The 15,040-nt window shown below is 68.7% G+C and carries 19 protein-coding genes; 8 read left to right on the forward strand and 11 right to left on the reverse strand.

Annotation, left to right across the window (positions count from 1 at the left end; all coding sequences use genetic code 11):
• Both Aco03nite_RS12745 and Aco03nite_RS12750 read right to left on the reverse strand, forming a co-directional pair.
• On the reverse strand, positions 1-352 hold a 352-nt coding region (locus tag Aco03nite_RS12745; RefSeq protein WP_203795267.1), incomplete at its 3' end, for a hypothetical protein.
• A 7-nt stretch (positions 353-359) separates the two neighbouring features.
• Positions 360-815 carry a hypothetical protein gene (locus Aco03nite_RS12750; RefSeq protein WP_203795268.1) on the reverse strand — a complete coding sequence of 152 codons (456 nt, stop codon included), beginning with the start codon at positions 813-815 and terminating at the stop codon, positions 360-362.
• Between the two features lie 251 nt (positions 816-1,066).
• On the opposite strand from Aco03nite_RS12750, the gene Aco03nite_RS12755 reads away from it, so the two are divergent.
• From Aco03nite_RS12755 to Aco03nite_RS12775, 5 genes are all read left to right on the forward strand, one after another.
• On the forward strand, positions 1,067-1,861 hold the full coding sequence (locus tag Aco03nite_RS12755) for an MBL fold metallo-hydrolase (protein ID WP_203795269.1): 795 nt from the start codon (positions 1,067-1,069) through the stop codon (positions 1,859-1,861).
• A 10-nt stretch (positions 1,862-1,871) separates the two neighbouring features.
• The gene (locus Aco03nite_RS12760; RefSeq protein ID WP_239145133.1) at positions 1,872-2,384 is read left to right on the forward strand and encodes a MarR family winged helix-turn-helix transcriptional regulator; all 513 of its coding nucleotides are present in this window, start codon (positions 1,872-1,874) and stop codon (positions 2,382-2,384) included.
• A 104-nt stretch (positions 2,385-2,488) separates the two neighbouring features.
• The gene (locus Aco03nite_RS12765; protein ID WP_203795270.1) at positions 2,489-3,631 is read left to right on the forward strand and encodes a sensor histidine kinase; all 1,143 of its coding nucleotides are present in this window, start codon (positions 2,489-2,491) and stop codon (positions 3,629-3,631) included.
• On the forward strand, positions 3,628-4,329 hold the full coding sequence (locus Aco03nite_RS12770; RefSeq protein ID WP_203795271.1) for a response regulator: 702 nt from the start codon (positions 3,628-3,630) through the stop codon (positions 4,327-4,329). Before Aco03nite_RS12765 ends, Aco03nite_RS12770 begins: the two co-directional genes overlap by 4 nt.
• 80 nt (positions 4,330-4,409) lie before the next feature.
• Positions 4,410-5,654 carry a fumarylacetoacetate hydrolase family protein gene (locus tag Aco03nite_RS12775; RefSeq protein ID WP_203795272.1) on the forward strand — a complete coding sequence of 415 codons (1,245 nt, stop codon included), beginning with the start codon at positions 4,410-4,412 and terminating at the stop codon, positions 5,652-5,654.
• A gap of 20 nt (positions 5,655-5,674) precedes the next feature.
• On the opposite strand, the gene Aco03nite_RS12780 is transcribed toward Aco03nite_RS12775, so the two are convergent.
• Positions 5,675-6,340: a TetR/AcrR family transcriptional regulator gene (locus tag Aco03nite_RS12780; protein WP_203795273.1), complete on the reverse strand. Its 666-nt coding sequence runs from the start codon at positions 6,338-6,340 to the stop codon at positions 5,675-5,677.
• Positions 6,341-6,446: 106 nt separating this feature from the next.
• On the opposite strand from Aco03nite_RS12780, the gene Aco03nite_RS12785 reads away from it, so the two are divergent.
• A complete protein-coding gene (locus Aco03nite_RS12785; RefSeq protein WP_203795274.1) occupies positions 6,447-7,373 on the forward strand; it encodes an SDR family NAD(P)-dependent oxidoreductase in 927 nt (308 codons plus the stop codon).
• A 39-nt stretch (positions 7,374-7,412) separates the two neighbouring features.
• Positions 7,413-8,057, forward strand: coding sequence for an NAD(P)H-binding protein (locus tag Aco03nite_RS12790; RefSeq protein WP_203795275.1), 645 nt, complete (start codon positions 7,413-7,415; stop codon positions 8,055-8,057).
• Positions 8,058-8,095: 38 nt separating this feature from the next.
• Here the strand turns inward: Aco03nite_RS12790 and Aco03nite_RS12795 are convergent, their stop codons facing one another.
• Together Aco03nite_RS12795 and Aco03nite_RS12800 are read right to left on the reverse strand one after the other, a co-directional pair.
• Positions 8,096-8,764 carry a DUF2306 domain-containing protein gene (locus Aco03nite_RS12795; protein ID WP_239145102.1) on the reverse strand — a complete coding sequence of 223 codons (669 nt, stop codon included), beginning with the start codon at positions 8,762-8,764 and terminating at the stop codon, positions 8,096-8,098.
• 243 nt (positions 8,765-9,007) lie between these two features.
• The gene (locus Aco03nite_RS12800; RefSeq protein ID WP_239145103.1) at positions 9,008-9,931 is read right to left on the reverse strand and encodes an NAD(P)/FAD-dependent oxidoreductase; all 924 of its coding nucleotides are present in this window, start codon (positions 9,929-9,931) and stop codon (positions 9,008-9,010) included.
• Between the two features lie 74 nt (positions 9,932-10,005).
• On the opposite strand from Aco03nite_RS12800, the gene Aco03nite_RS12805 reads away from it, so the two are divergent.
• Entirely contained in the window at positions 10,006-10,890 is an 885-nt protein-coding gene (locus Aco03nite_RS12805) for an AraC family transcriptional regulator (protein ID WP_203795277.1), read from the forward strand.
• A gap of 25 nt (positions 10,891-10,915) precedes the next feature.
• Here Aco03nite_RS12805 and Aco03nite_RS12810 read toward each other — a convergent pair whose 3' ends face one another.
• The 6 genes from Aco03nite_RS12810 to Aco03nite_RS12835 form a co-directional block, all read right to left on the reverse strand.
• Positions 10,916-11,275 (reverse strand): nucleoside triphosphate pyrophosphohydrolase family protein, encoded by a 360-nt coding sequence (locus Aco03nite_RS12810; protein ID WP_203795278.1) that lies wholly within the window; start codon positions 11,273-11,275, stop codon positions 10,916-10,918.
• 27 nt (positions 11,276-11,302) lie between these two features.
• Complete coding sequence (locus Aco03nite_RS12815) at positions 11,303-11,704, reverse strand: HIT family protein (RefSeq protein WP_203795279.1); 402 nt, start codon at positions 11,702-11,704, stop codon at positions 11,303-11,305.
• Between the two features lie 173 nt (positions 11,705-11,877).
• Positions 11,878-12,246, reverse strand: coding sequence for a DUF1345 domain-containing protein (locus tag Aco03nite_RS12820; protein WP_203795280.1), 369 nt, complete (start codon positions 12,244-12,246; stop codon positions 11,878-11,880).
• A gap of 180 nt (positions 12,247-12,426) precedes the next feature.
• The gene (locus Aco03nite_RS12825; protein WP_203795281.1) at positions 12,427-13,152 is read right to left on the reverse strand and encodes a MerR family transcriptional regulator; all 726 of its coding nucleotides are present in this window, start codon (positions 13,150-13,152) and stop codon (positions 12,427-12,429) included.
• A gap of 163 nt (positions 13,153-13,315) precedes the next feature.
• Complete coding sequence (locus tag Aco03nite_RS12830; protein ID WP_203795282.1) at positions 13,316-14,107, reverse strand: ABC transporter permease; 792 nt, start codon at positions 14,105-14,107, stop codon at positions 13,316-13,318.
• Entirely contained in the window at positions 14,104-15,021 is a 918-nt protein-coding gene (locus Aco03nite_RS12835) for an ABC transporter ATP-binding protein (protein ID WP_203795283.1), read from the reverse strand. The genes Aco03nite_RS12830 and Aco03nite_RS12835 overlap by 4 nt, the downstream gene beginning before the upstream one ends.
• Positions 15,022-15,040: the final 19 nt, after the last annotated feature.

Consider the following 15,040-nt stretch of genomic DNA (forward strand, 5'->3'; position numbering starts at 1 on the left):
CTGAGCAACACCATGATCCGCTGCCTCGGCCGCAGTAACACTCACCAACTCCGGATGCCCAACTCACGGACAACAATCGTGTGCGCACTTCGAGTGTTGGGCCTCGGACACAACCTGATTCATAACGGTGCGCGGCTAGATTTACATCAGCCCGCACCGTTTTTGTTTTTGGCAGATAGGTCAACCGCAGCCCCAGGTTGCGGCACCTCTCCAGCTTGGCCTCGGGCTCGGCCCTTCTCAGCACAGTCACCATGTCGCCGACCTCGTCGATCAGGTTGGCGATCTCGGCAGCCGATAGTTGACCCGCCCGGCGCTCGACCACGGCATCCAACTCGGCCTGCTGCCGACTCACGGCATGTTCACGCTCTTTCTGCGTCTCGGCGATCCAACCGCCGAGGCCGCCCGGTGGCGGGTGAATCTGATGCCACAGTCGGCCACGGCCGGGCTCGGTGACTCGGCCGCCGGCTCGGGAACAGGCACTCCGACGGCTGCTTGTTCGAGGATCTTGTCGATGGTGTGGCACGCTGGAGCGGTCCGAAGTCCTGTGCCAGCCAGGTGTCGAGCGGCTTGGTCAAAGGGTCCTCCCTGAGCAGCTTGTCGCCGATCTTCACGGCAACCGAGCGCAACGGCCGCTCACCGCTCTGGCTGGACGCCGTCGGCGAGGTGACCCGGATCTTCCGGCCACCACTCACCTTGATCAGCTGCTTGAAGCGGGCGGTCGCCTCCAGCGCGTGACTGTCGCCGCGCCGCTTCGCCGGGTTCGGCGAGTAGACGTGTTGCTCCATCGCCTGGATCCCGGCCAGCCGGATCGACACGAGCGCCGTGGTGCCGTCGCCGTCCACATCGACCCGCGGGTGTCGCCGTCCGCGACCCGGGAGGCCTTGGTGGCCCGCGCCGGAACCGCGACGCCCACCAGGGCATATGACGCCGTCGTACCCGGAGCTCCCCGCTCCCGGCGGAAACTAGTCTTGCTTCGGATGTTCCGAGTTCATACTATCGGCGCACGGCTCCGTCACCCACCTCCTTCTGGACCGCTCCACTGCCCGAGGCGGCTCCCCCCACGGACATGGCGCTGTATCGCCTGCCCACCGGCACTTACACGACGCGAGCGGCGTTCGCCGTTACCGGAGGGTCGCTGCGGGACAAGCGTGACTTCGCGGCCACCGCGGTGCTCATCTCGCATCCGAACGGCGATCTGCTGATCGACGCCGGCTTCGGCGAGCACGTGGCGGAGCACATCAAGATGCTGGCGCGGATGGAGCGCGCCCCCTATCAGCGTGGGCGGACCGCATCGCAGCAGCTCGACGCCGCCGCCTACGACAGGTCCCGGCTTCTGGGCGTGCTTGTCACGCACGTTCACTGGGATCACGTCAGCGGCTTGGACTCCCTGCGGGTGCCGGTGTGGATCAACAAGGCCGAGCTGCGCTACGGCGCCGGGGACTCACACGGAGCGGTGTTCCGGGCGGTGTCGGAGGGCCTCGAGATCCGGGAGTACACCTTCGACGGGCCGGAGTACCTCGGCTTTCCCGCAAGCTTCGATGTCCATGGGGATGGATCCGTGATCGTCGCCCTCGCCGCCGGGCACACGCCGGGTTCGGTCGTCGTGTTCGTCACCCTGCCCTCCGGGAAGCGGTACGCGTTCATCGGCGACCTCACCTGGCAGATGGACGGCATCATCCGCGGCGCCGAACGCCCCTGGCTGCTCCACCGCGTCGCCGACGTCGACGCCGGGACCGTCCGGCTCGGCCTGCGGCGCAGCATCGCCCTCAGCCGCGCGTTGCAGGTCGTGCCGGCGCACGACGTCGCGGCCTTCGACAGCATCCCGCTGCTCCCCTCGCGGTTCCCCAGCGTGCCCAGGTGATGATGTGACCATGCCTGCCCAACCCGCTTCACGCACTGCCGGCTCCGAGAGCGACGGCGAAGCGCCGCAGCGCCCGGCCCTGGGGCCCGGGCCCGACTCGGAGCTGACGTGGCTCCTTCACCGTGCCGCGCAGCGGATGCACACCCTCGTCGGCGCGGAGGCGGAACGCCACGGCTTGTCGCTTCGTGACCACATCGTTCTCAGCGCCCTGCACAAGACCGCGGATCTGACTCAGATGGAACTCGGGCAGGCGCTCGGCGTGGACAAGACCACCCTCACCGCCGAGATCGACCGCCTTGAGAAGATGGGCTTGGTCTCTCGACGCGTCGATCCGCGAGACCGGCGCGCCCGCATCCCGGCCATCACCCCGGAAGGCGATGCGGTACGAGCCGCGGTTGCCCATGGCGCGGAAGCTGCGGAAGCTGCCGCGATCGGGCCCGTCCCGGCCGACCAGATCGTCTCGCTGCGCCGGATCCTGTACCTCATCATCGGCTCGTCAGAAGACCCGGGATCGTGCATATGACCGGTGCAGAGAATGTCGCCGACCACGCATCCGAGCTGGTCCCCCGACCTGGCCGTACTCTCCCGTTCTGGGCCTGGTGCGTTGTCGCGCTGTTCGTCACGGGCTTGTACACCGTCACCGTTCCGCTCACGAGCGCCGTCTATCAGCTGGATCTCGCTGTCGCGTTCGCCATCGCCACGGTGCAGTGCGGGTCGCTCGTCCTCGCGGTGTTCAGGGCCCGGACAGCGGCGGTCGTGCACCTGGCGTCGATCGCGGCGCTGGTGACCGCCACCCGCGATACGGCCGGTGAGCCGTGGCCGTTGCCCGTCACCGGCCTGCTGTCCCTGGGCGCTCTCATCGTCCTGCTGGGCGTCCGGGAGCGGTGGACCGTATCGATGAGCACGTGGTGGGCCAGCGTCGCCCTGCTGGTCGTTCTCATCGTCACCTCCCCGCAGCGGTACGCCGACCCGGACCAGTGGGGTACGAACCTGACGATCTACGCCAGCTACACAGCCACCGTGCTGGCGGCGGCGATCGCCGTAGGTCAACGGGGCCGGATCCGCGCCGACCTGGCCGCGGCACGGCGCGACGTCGAGCTGGAACAGGCCCAGCGGCTGCACGTGGAGGAACGGGCCCGCATCGCGCGGGAGCTGCACGACGTCGTCGCCCACAGCATGTCGCTCGTGCACATGCAGGCGATGTCGGCGCCGATCCGGCTGAAGGGTGCGAGCACCTCGACGGTGAACGACGAGTTCCAGGACATCGCCCGGTCGGCCCGCAATGCACTCGCCGAGATGCGCCAACTGCTGGGCATCCTGCGGTCCGACGACGCCGACCTGCTGCCCCAACCGCAGCTGGCCGACATCGACGACCTCGTCACCGCCGTCTCGCGAGCGGAGGTCCCGATCCGCGCCAGCATCGACGCCGTGGCGGCAAAGGCGAGTCCCCTGGTTCAGCTGACGGCCTACCGCATCGTGCAGGAGGCGCTCAGCAACGTGATCCGCCATGCGCCCACCGCCGCCACCGACGTGAGCATCAACGCCGACGGCGCCGCACTGCATGTGTCCGTCCGCAACGACCCCCCGACCGCCCGTCCGGGGCCGCCGGTAGTCTCCAGCGCTGACCAGGGCGGGCAGGGACTGCGCGGCATGCGCGAACGCGTCACCGCGCTGGGCGGCCGGCTCACCACCCGGCCGACCGACGACGGGGGCTTCCTCGTCGACGCGACGATCCCCGCCGCGTTCGACCACCAACCGGAGAACCCATGACCATCCGTGTCCTGATCGTCGACGACCAGCCCATGTACCGCGCCGGGCTGTCCGCGGTCCTGGGGGCCGAGGACGACATCACCGTGGTCGGCGAGGCCGCCGACGGTGAGGAAGCCCTCGCCCGTAACCGCTCACTGCGCCCGGACGTCGTCCTCATGGACGTACGGATGCCGAAGATGAACGGCATCGACGCGACCCGCCGGCTGCTGAGTGCCGACGGTCCGGCGGCCGTCCCGCGCGTCATCATGATCACCACCTTCGACATCGACGACTACGTGTACGCCGCTCTCGAGGCCGGGGCCAGCGGCTTCCTGCTCAAGGACGCGGACGCCCAGCAGCTCACGACCGCGGTCCGGGTCGTCGCGCAGGGTGACTCACTGCTGGCACCTCAGGTCACCCGGCGGCTCATCGAGAACTTCGTCAGCAGTAAACCGGCCGGCCTGACGTCGACCACGGTCTTCAACAGCCTCACCGACCGCGAACGGGAGGTCTTCCAGCTGATCGCTGCCGGACGGTCGAACGCCGAGATCGGCAAGGAGCTGTTCATGGCCGAGCAGACGGCCAAGAGCCACGTCAGCCGGATCCTGACCAAGCTGCATCTCCGCGACCGGGTGCACGCGGTCCTGCTCGCCTACGAGACCGGGCTGGTAACCCCGGGGCACATACGCCGGTACGGGTCGACAACACCGCCAGGGTGATGCCCCGGACCTGATCGCGTTCGTACGTTTCTTCCCGTCACCGCAACGGGCGGCACCGGGAACGCATCAGGGAGAACAACATGACCAGCACCAACAGCGGCTCGAACCGTCGGCGTAAGGCCGTCGCCCTCACCGGCGTCATTGCGGCCGGTCTCGCCGTGGCGAGCCTCGGGTCGTACGGGATCGCCCGGGCCGTGCCGGTGGAGTTCCCGATCGTCCACTCCGAGCAGATGCCGCCGGGCGCGACGGACCGGGTGTCCATCGCCGACCCGGCGACGGCGCTCACCTTCGCCCGGGTCGACACCGGGTCGGGGCCCCGGGTTCTCGCGGTCACGGCGTACGAGAAGGGGGCCATCAGCGGCGTCGACCTGGGCGCTTCCTTCACCGAACCGATCGCCGCCTTCAACAGGCTCGGGTACGCGGCCATCCGGGACATCGCCGGCGACCCCGCCCGGCCCCGGATCACGGTCGCCTCCACCGACACGCTGACCTCGCTGGACACCCACCCGCACCACGTCGGCATCGGCACCAACTACAAGGAGCACCAGGCCGAGGCGACCATCGAGGAACCGTTCGTCTTCCCCAAGGTCGCCGCGCTCACCGACTCCCACAGCCCGCTCCCGGCCGGAACGCACGGCCTGCTCGACTACGAGGTGGAACTCGGCATCGTCGCCCTGAACGACATCACCGCCTCCACCGGCGTACCGCAGCATCTCGGTCTGGTGTTGTCCAACGACTGGACCGACCGCGAGCTGCTGGTGAGTCAGATCGAACCGGACGACCTCACCGGCGGCGCCGGGTTCACCAATGCCAAGAGCCAGCCCGGTTTCCTCAGCACCGGAGATCTGTTCGTCATCCCCGCCGACTGGGAGTCGTACTACCGGGGTTTGCGGCTCGACCTGTTCGTCAACGGCGGACTGCGTCAGCGCGCCGAGCCGGCCGACCTGATCTGGGACGTCCGCACGATGATCGACAAGACGATCGCCGCCGGGGACCGGACCTGGGACAGCGACGGTGTGCCCACCACCCTGACGGCGACGCCCGGGATGATCCCGCGGGGCACCATTCTGCAGACCGGAACCCCCGAGGGCGTCGTCTACCGCGCACCGGACACCCGTCAGCGTTTCCTCGGTTTCATGGAATGGGCCGGCAGCCTGGGCACCAACGCCGACACGATCGTCGACTCCGCCCTGAAGGTGTATGTCCGCGACGCCACGGAAGCCGACGTCTACCTCAAGCCCGGCGACACGGTTGTCACCCGCGCCGACGGCCTCGGACAGATCTTCACCACCATCACGGCCGGGCCGCGCGCCGAAACCGAGTAACCCCTTACCCTCGCCCCGCATCAACGGCGGGCAAGTACGCCCAGGAATGTCACGGTCAGGGCCTGCGTCAAGTAGTCATTGGGGTCCACGCGGGAGCGGGCCAGGTCGGGTTCGCTCTGATAGGCCGCCTCGAGGCTGGACGGGGGCGTTCGGTACGGCGCCAGCGCGCCGGCCGTGAGCATGGTCTGCAGGCTGCAGAACGGCGCGTCGTCCCCGAGCTCCGGCAGACACTTGCGCACCAGGGCGGCCATCGTCGCCAGCCGGTTCAGGGAGGCCAGCTTGTAGCGGGCGACGACCGTCACGGACACGTTGTGCTCCAGGACGCTCGCCTGCGCGCCGAAGAGTTCGCACAGCACGCCACGGCTGGACAGCGACCGGCTGAGGATCGCCGCCACCGCCATCGCCCGCTCGGCCGCCGAAAGGTCGGCGTCGACGCCGGCATCCAACTCGTGCGCCAGCCCTGCCAGCCACTCCTGCAGGAAGTGGTCCAGCAGTTCGAGCAGCACCGCCTCACGCGACTCGAAGTAACGCAGCACGTTCGGCTTCGCCAGGCCGACCCGGCGGCTGAGCTCGTTGAGGGTCACCGCGGCCACCGGCATCTCGTCCAGCATCGCCGATGCCATGTCGAGGATCGCCCGCCGGCGGACCTCCCGCTGCTCCTCGGTCCGCGCTCGCTGAAAAGTCATGACCACCACCCAATTTAAGTACCCTCGGTACGTTGACAACCGTACCGAGGGTACTTTAACGTGGTCCATGCAAGATACCTACGGTACTTAAGACGAGGGGCACACCATGAACGAGAAGTGGACGACGGCGAACATCCCCGGCCAGCAGGGACGAGTGGCCGTGGTGACCGGCGCCAACACCGGGCTCGGGTTCGAGACCGCCAAGGCGCTCGCCGAGCGGGGGGCATCCGTCGTGATCGCCGTGCGCAACGTCGAGAAGGGCAGGCAGGCCGCGGCTCGCATGAACGGCGACGTGAGCGTGCAGCAACTCGATCTCACCTCGCTCGATTCCGTCCGGGCCGCGGCCGCGGCGCTGCGGTCCCGGCTCGACCGCATCGACCTGCTGATCAACAACGCCGGCGTGATGTACAACCCGAAGCAGACCACCCGCGACGGCTTCGAGATGCAGTTCGGCACCAACCACCTCGGGCACTTCGCGCTCACCGGCCTGCTGCTGGACCGGATGCTGCCGTTGCCCGGCTCACGCGTGGTGACGGTCAGCAGCACCGGCCACCGCATCCGCGCCGCGATTCACTTCGACGACCTGCAGTGGGAGAAGTCGTACAGCCGGGCCGGCGCCTACGGCCAGTCCAAACTGGCCAACCTGATGTTCACGTACGAGCTACAGCGCCGGCTCGCCGAGCACGGCACCACCGTCGCGACGGCCGCACACCCCGGCCTGTCCAGCACCGAACTGGTCCGTAACAGCCCCGCGGCCCTGCGGCTGCCGCTCACCGCGCTGGCACCCCTGATCACCCAGACACCGGCGATGGGCGCACTGCCGACTCTGCGTGCCGCCACCGACCCCGCCGCACTCGGCGGCCAGTACTACGGCCCCGGCGGCCGCTTCGAGATCAAGGGCCACCCGCGGCTGGTCACCTCCAGCCCGGCCTCCCATGAGGTGGCCGTCCAACAGCGCCTGTGGACCGTCTCCGAAGACCTCACCGGAGTGAGATTCCCTGTCGTCGGCGCCACCCAGCCCCGCACTGCGTAAAAAGCCGACCCTGAACAAGAACGGACCGAAGGAACAACCATGAATGTCATCATCTTCGGCGCGACCGGCATGGTCGGCCAGAGCGTGCTGCACGCGAGCCTGTCGGATCCGGATGTCGAGCAGGTGCTCGCCGTGGTGCGCACGCCGACCAGGATGAAGAATCCGAAGGTACGCGAGGTGGTACTGGACGACTTTGCCGATCTGACGCCGATCGAAGACGAACTGGCCGGGTACGACGCTTGTTTCTACTGCCTCGGGGTGTCCTCGGTCGGCCTGGACGAGGCCGCTTACACCAAGGTGAACCACGAATACCCCGTCGCCGCCGCGCACACGCTCGCGAAGCTCAACCCTGACATGACCTTCGTCTACGTCTCAGGAGGCGGCACCGATCCCGACAGCCGGCAGATGTGGGCCCGGGTCAAGGGCCGCACCGAGAACGCCGTCATCAAGACCTTCCGGAACGGCTACGCCTTCCGTCCCGGCATGGTCCAGCCGACGTTCCACACCACCTCGAAGACCAACTTCTTCCGCACCGTGTACGCGCTCACCGCCCCCATGTTTCCGCTGCTCGAACGCATCGCCCCGCAATACGCGATCACCACCGACCGGCTCGGCCGCGCCATGCTGCGCGCCGCCCGCACCGGCTTTCCACACCACATCGTGGAGAACCGCGACCTTCGCTGATCCGGCCGGTCCCGATCAGCCCCTCCCGGCGATACCGCTCAGGCCCTGGCCTGCACCCTGGGACGTGATGTCGGTGCGGGTGAGAACCTCAGGCCAGGAAGTTTACGCCGGTAGATCATGAATTCGGCCGCCACGATGTTCGGCAACCAGCACATGAACGGAACCACGGCGTAGGCATCGTCGAAGATCTGCTCGAAGTCGGTGCGGCCGGCCAGCAACTGGACACCGATCAGCGTCCCGAGCCACAACCGCAGAGTAGGGGCCGCGAAGGTCAAGGCGAAACTACGGATCATCCACGCCTGATGGCCGGCGATGTCACCGGAGCGAATGGTCCGGTAGCCCCGGTAGGTGGTCCATCCCCACAGCACCGCGAGCGAGCCGAAACCGAAGAACCCGATCAAGGCCGCGGAACTGTAGAACGCCATCACCAGTCCCGAGGCCGAGGCGAAGGCGACAGACGCCACATAGGTACGCCCGATCCAGCGGTGCACGGCGGGGAAACGACGGCGAACCGGTTTGGCGAACTGAAACGGACCCACGGCCAGAGCCAGGCCGGCCGAGACGATGTGAATCCAGAACGCGAGCTGCACCAGTGGCGGCCGGTTCACGTAGGTCGTCGCCAGCCCGACCTCGTCGGCAGCGAGTGCCTCGAGGTTGCCGCTGGCGTACTGGCCGACGAAGTAGCCGGCAATCGCCAGCGAGATCAAAGTGACTACGGTCCAGCTGATGCGGGAACCAGGGCGGCGCCGTGCTCGTGACGGCCGTGCGGTCGATGCGACCATTGCTGAAACCACTTTCGTATCCGTGAACGCCGCCGAGCACTTCTCGTGACAACAATTCCGAGATCGGTCGGTAGCGGAAATCTGTACGGTGTTAGTACTGGAATGAACGACTTTTCGGCATCGAGGGCCGTCTCGAGGTCAGGTAGATGGCCGGACACCCGGCGAAAGTCAACGAAGGGATCCCGCTGCCGTCTGCACCGTGGCGGCGGCGCCGGCCAGGTAGCCCGAGGCTATGGCGGCGGCCATCGACGGCGGGACTGAGGTGGCAGCGTCGCCGGCCGCGTAGAGGCCGGGAACTGCGGTACGGCACATCGCGTCGACCGCTATCGCCTCCACGCTGAGCATCTCGTCGGGGGCGGTCAGGATGGCGCCGAGGTCGCGGGCCAGCGTCGAGCGCTGGTACAGCGTGCTCTTGACCAGCAGGGCGGTCACGGCGAGATCGGTGCCATCGGTGAACGCAACGGTGCGGAGGTCGGTGCCGGGCCCGTCGAGCACAGCGACGGGGCGCTCGTCCCATGCGATTCCACCGGCGGCCAGCAGGTCGCGGTGGTCGCCGGTCAACGAGGCGCCGTTGGTCAGCAGGGTGATCCGGTCGGTCCAGGCCCGCAGGTTCAACGCGCCGTGCACCCCCACCGCGCCGCTTGCCAGTACTCCCATGGGCTGGTTCCGGGCCTCCCAACCGCGGCAGAACGGGCAGTGGAACGCCGACGTACCCCACCGCTCAGCCAGCCCCGGCACGTCCGGAAAGCGATAGTTCATGCCGGGCGCGAGGATCACCGCGCGGGCCCACTCGCGGCGACCGCCGGCCAGGGTCACCGCGAACGTGCCGTCGTCATTACGAACGGCCTGGAGGACCTCACCCGAACGCAACTCGACCGACGGGTACGCGGCGAGCTGCGCGCGGGCGACGGCGTAGTACTCACCGGGCGCCTGACGGTCGTGCCCGGACAGGCCGCCGATGCTGGTGGCGACGAGGTTGCTCGGCCGGCCGGCGTCGACGAGCAGGGTGGTGCGGCGGGCCCGCGCGAGCGTGAGACCGGCGCTCAGACCGGCCGCCCCCGCGCCGATCACGATGCAATCTTTCATGGCCATCAGCCAACCGGTAGTCCGGCCGTGCGGAAATGCTGTGGTGAGGCACGCGTATACGACTATGTAGCATCGCGCCCATGGATCAGGTGAGCCAGGCGATCTCGGCGCTGCGGGTCGGGCGCGGAACAGTCCGCCGGTTCAAACAATCCGGCCCGTGGGGGCTGAACTACTCCGGACTGACCGGTAGCGGCTTCCACGTCATCCTGCACGGCACCGGTTGGCTGCTGTCAGCGGACGCGTCACCCGTGCCGCTCAAGCAGGGCGACGTGGTCCTGGTGACCTCGGGCGCGGATCACGGACTCAGCCACCACCCCCGTCCGCTACGTGGGCTGCTACCGGTGAAGCTGGGCACGGCCGACCCGATTTCGGGCACCGCCGACTTCGAGTTCCTCTGTGGCGCCTACCGCCTGCAGCACACGAACGTGCACCCGTACCTCGCCGCACTACCCGACCTGATCGTGGTGAGCCCTGCCGCCCGGCCGGTCGTCGATCTGCTCGACGAGCACGAATCGTCACCGATACCGAGTACGGACACGGCCAGGTACGCGCTGCTGGACCTGATGCTTGTCGGCGCCCTGAGTCAATGGCTCACGTCGGTGGACCGGCCGCCGACGCCTGACCCGGCCATCACCGCGATCCTGCGGACCATCGACGACAGCCCGCACAGTCGATGGAGCGTGCAGGACCTCAGCCGTGCCGCGGGCATGTCCCGGGCGACCTTCACCCGGCGCTTCACCTCAGCGGTCGGCAGGACGCCGCAGGACTACCTCCTGGCCCACCGGCTCGACCTCGCGGCCCGGCTGCTGCGCGAGACCGACGACCCGCTGGCGTCCATCGCCCGCCGGACCGGCTACGCCACCCAGTTCTCTCTCGCTGCGGCCTTCCGCCGCGAGTACGGCACCCCACCCGGCCATTTCCGCCGCTCGCATCTCGCTCAGACACGCGACGACGGTGTCGGGTGAACGGCGGGGGCTGTTGTTCGCGGGCCTAACCGTGGGGCCGGTCGATGGTCCGAATGGTCGGCTCGTCGGTTCCGGAGTTCAGGTTCTCTTCGATGCCTTTGGTCATTTTGGTGAACTCGGATTCCAGGTTCACGTGGTAGCGGGCTGCCAGCACCAGGACCGACCACAGGCAGTCGGCCAGCTCGTGGCCCAACTTTGGTTCGGCGTCCGGGATGGACCTGCGGCCGTCCACGGCCATCACCAGCTTGGCCAGGTCGCCCACGTCGCCTACAAAACCCAGCGCCAGGTCGCCGGTGGTCCATGGAGGGCGCCCGGCCGACACGTGGTGTCGGTCGTAGAGATCGGCTATCGCCATCGCCCGGGACTGCAGGTCGCTCAGATCCATGGGCGGAGACTAACGGCTGAGAAAACGTCAGACGGCCCGGCGCAAGGCCTCCACGATGCGTTTCCGGTTGGCTTCCAAGTCCTCGTCGGACATTGGTGTCGCCCTGATGAAATCGAAATCCGCCATCGTCTCGGTCGGGAATACGTGCACGTGGGTGTGTGGGATCTCGAAACCTGCCACCACCACGCCTACCCTGGCGCAGCCGTACGCCAGCTTCAGTGCCTTTCCCACCGTGTGCGCCACCGTCATCACGTGGGCGGCCAGCGCCGGATCGAGGTCGGTCCACTCGTCGACCTCCGCGCGGGGCACCACCAGCGTGTGGCCGGCGGTCAGCGGCTGGATGGAGAGGAACGCCACGGCCTTGTCGTCCGAGTGGACGAAACGGCCGGGCAGTTCGCCGTCGATGATCCTGGTGAAGAGACTGGACATCCGAGACTCACTCCTTCTCTAGGTGCCACTCCGCGGTGTCGGGCGAACGCCGTACCGCGCATGATGCCCTGGCCCGGGTGACCGGCGCGGACGCCGCGCCGGACCGCCGGGCCCGGCACCGCGCCCGGGCCTGTGCCGCGGACACGCAAGCCGGCCGCGGGACCAGCCGGAACTCAACCGGAAATCAGGCTGAGGACCATGCCGATGACCGCGGTGTTGTAGACGAAGACCAGCAGGCCGTGGCAGAGGACGATGCCGCGCCAGCGGGTCGACTGGATCGAGACGTCCGAGGTGCCGAAGGTGACGCCGACGGTGAAGGAGGAGTAGGCGAAGTCGAGCAGGGTCGGGTTGGTGTGGCCGGGAAGTCCAGCGGCGGGGTGTCGTCGGTGCCGGCCAGGAACATCCGGGCGTACCGCTCGGTGCAAACCAGCTGGAGGAGCACCCAGGCGACGAGCACCATGACGAAGCAGATGATCTCGACAGAAGAAGAGAACCGTCTCGGTGCCGTTCTCGGTGCCGTCGCTCTGGCCCCACGCGACCATCAGCGCCGTGCGGATCGTGGTCGAAACAGGATGTCGAAAAGCCGCGTCAAGATCGGTGCTTGGGTGCGGGTAGCCGGACGGGTGTCCTGAGCCATGAGGCAGCACAGTGCCCGTCGTGATCATGGGAATCAAACCGGAGGCCCGTTATGCCCGGTATGACAACTGTCCGAAAACAGACGCTTAGACAGCGGTCTCGCCAAGGCGTTCCAGAAAGGCACGCTGCGCGTCGTTGAAGACCGATTGCTGGTACGCGGTGAGCAGCTCACCGGTGCGGATGTCGACGTTCTCGAACTGTTCGTCGTCGAACGTGCCCAGCATCGCCCGGTAGTCCCCGGCCAGCCGCTCGATCTCGTCCTCGGTGCTGTCCGGCCCGAGCGCGGCGAACCGCATCGTCAACTCGGTGGTGCCCGCCAGCAGTGCCGGGTCCACCACCCGCTCCAGCAGCGCGGACAGCATCTCCCGGCCCCGGTCGTCCAGCCCGTGGTGCAGCAGCATCATCAGGTCCCGGTCCTGGCGGGCCAGGTCGGCGGGCAGGTCCCGGCCGGCCGCCTCGACCAGCCCGGCCAGCTCCACCGGCGTGTCCGGGCTGGCGCCGGTGGCCCGCAGCCGGGCGATCATGGCGCGGCGGGCGGTGAGCAGCTCGATCTGCCCGGCCAGTTCCCGGTCCAGTTCGTCGAGCACCGCCGCGGCCCGCTCCGGCGACTCCAGCAGCGGCGGGATCTCGTCGAGGGCCAGCCCCAGCTCGGTCAGCCGCCGCACCCGCAACAGCAGGATCAGATCGTGAACGGTGTACTCCCGGTACCCGTTGGACCGCCGTACCGGCTCCGGAAGGATCTTGATCTGGTGGTAATGCCGCAGGGTGCGGACACTGACCCCGGCCAGCCGGGCCACCTCGGCGCTGTTCATCCCCACATCACAAACCGTGACGCTACGTCGGTGTCAAGCCGGCCGGGCGGCCGGAGCCGAACCAGACAGCCGGACGGCCGGCGGCGAATCAGGCGGCCGGGCGGCGAGGCGTCCTGGCGGCGAATCAGGCCGACGGGATCCGGGCCTGGTGACCGGGACAGGGTCAGGCGGTGTCGCGGCGGCGGAAGGCGAGCGCGCCGGCACCGAGGGCGAGCAGGACGTATCCGGCGGCGACGGCGCCCGCGCCACCCGGGGAGAGCAGGTACGGGTGGTTGCCGCCGGCCAGCTGGGGGGTGAGGTTGGGCAGCAGGACCGAGGCGAGGCGCAGCTGCCAGACGGTGGGCAGGAAGTGGGCGAAGATCGGCGCGACCAGGACCAGCGAGCCGAGGGTGGTGAGGGTTCCGGCGGTGGAGCGGAGCAGGGCGCCGAGGCCCATGGCGACCACTGTGGTGACGGTGACGATCAGGGTGGAGCAGAGCACGGTGGGGATGGCGTCGGTCCACTGCGGCCAGGGGTTGATGGGTGCGGGCCGGTTGCCGAGCAGGAGCCGGGCGTCGGCGAAGGCGAACAGGGCGAACACGGCGCCGCCGGTCAGACCGATGAGGCCGGCGACGGTGGCCTTGGCACCGATCAGGGTGCGGCGTTGCGGGACGGCGAGCAGGGACGGCCCGATGGAGCGGGTGCCGAACTCGCTGGTGACGAGCATGGCGCCGATCGCGCCGATGAAGAACATCACGAACGGCATGGTGACCACGGTGGGGTCGGCGGTCTCGTACCTGAGTCTGTCGGCCGGGCCGGCCGCGTCGTAGGCCCGCACCAGCATGAACAGGATGAGTGCGCCGAGGAGGGAGGCGGCCACTCCACCGCCCAGGAACGCCCACGTCGACCGGAGTGTGCGGACCTTGAGGAATTCGGCGGCGATCGCGTCGCGGAAGGCGCCGGGGAGGACGGTCATCGGGCGATCCCTTCGGTGGAGGCGCGGTACTCGGCGGCCTCGTCGGTCATTTGCAGGTAGACGTCTTCGAGCGTGGCGCTGCGCGGGGTCAGGCCGTGGACCGGGATCCCGGCGGCCGCGGCGGCGTCACCGATGGCCGGGGCGTCCACGCCGACGGCGATCAGGTCCCCGTCCCCGGTGGTGGTCACGGTGGCGCCGAGGCGGGTGATCACGGTAGTGAGTGCGGCCGCTCGTGGGGTCCGTACCAGGACGTCGCGTTCGAACCTGTCCCGCATCTCCGCGACCGAGGTGTCCTCGATCAGCCGGCCCTTGCCGATGATCAGCACCCGGTCGACGGTGACCGCCATCTCGCTCATCAGGTGGCTGGACAGCAGCACCGTGCGGCCTTGCGCGGCCAGGGCCCGCAGGGTGGAGCGGATCCACCGGATGCCCGCGGCGTCCAGGCCGTTGACCGGCTCGTCGAGGATCACCACGCCCGGGTCGCCGAGCAGCGCGCCGGCGATGCCGAGCCGCTGCCTCATGCCGAGGGAGAACCCGCCGACCCGCTTGTCCGCGACGTTCGACAGTCCGACCTGCTCCAGCACCGTGTGCACCCGCGCCCTGCTGATGCCGTTGGACCGGGCCAGGCACGCCAGGTGGACGAACGCGGTCCGGCCCGGGTGGGCGGCGTCGGCGTCCAGCACCGCGCCGACCTCGTGCAGCGGGTGACGGATCTCGTCGTACCGCCGGCCGCCGACCAGAGCCCGGCCCGACGTCGGGCGGTGCAGGCCCAGCATCATCCGCATGGTGGTGGACTTGCCGGCCCCGTTCGGGCCGAGGAAGCCGGTCACCACACCCGGGCGGACCTCGAAGGACAAGCCGTCCACCGCCAGTGTCGATCCGTATCGTTTGGTCAACTCCACCAGCTCGATCATGTGCTCCATGGTGTCGGCG

The sequence above is a fragment of the Actinoplanes couchii genome, from assembly GCF_016862075.1.
Taxonomy (GTDB): Bacteria; Actinomycetota; Actinomycetes; order Mycobacteriales; family Micromonosporaceae; genus Actinoplanes; species Actinoplanes couchii.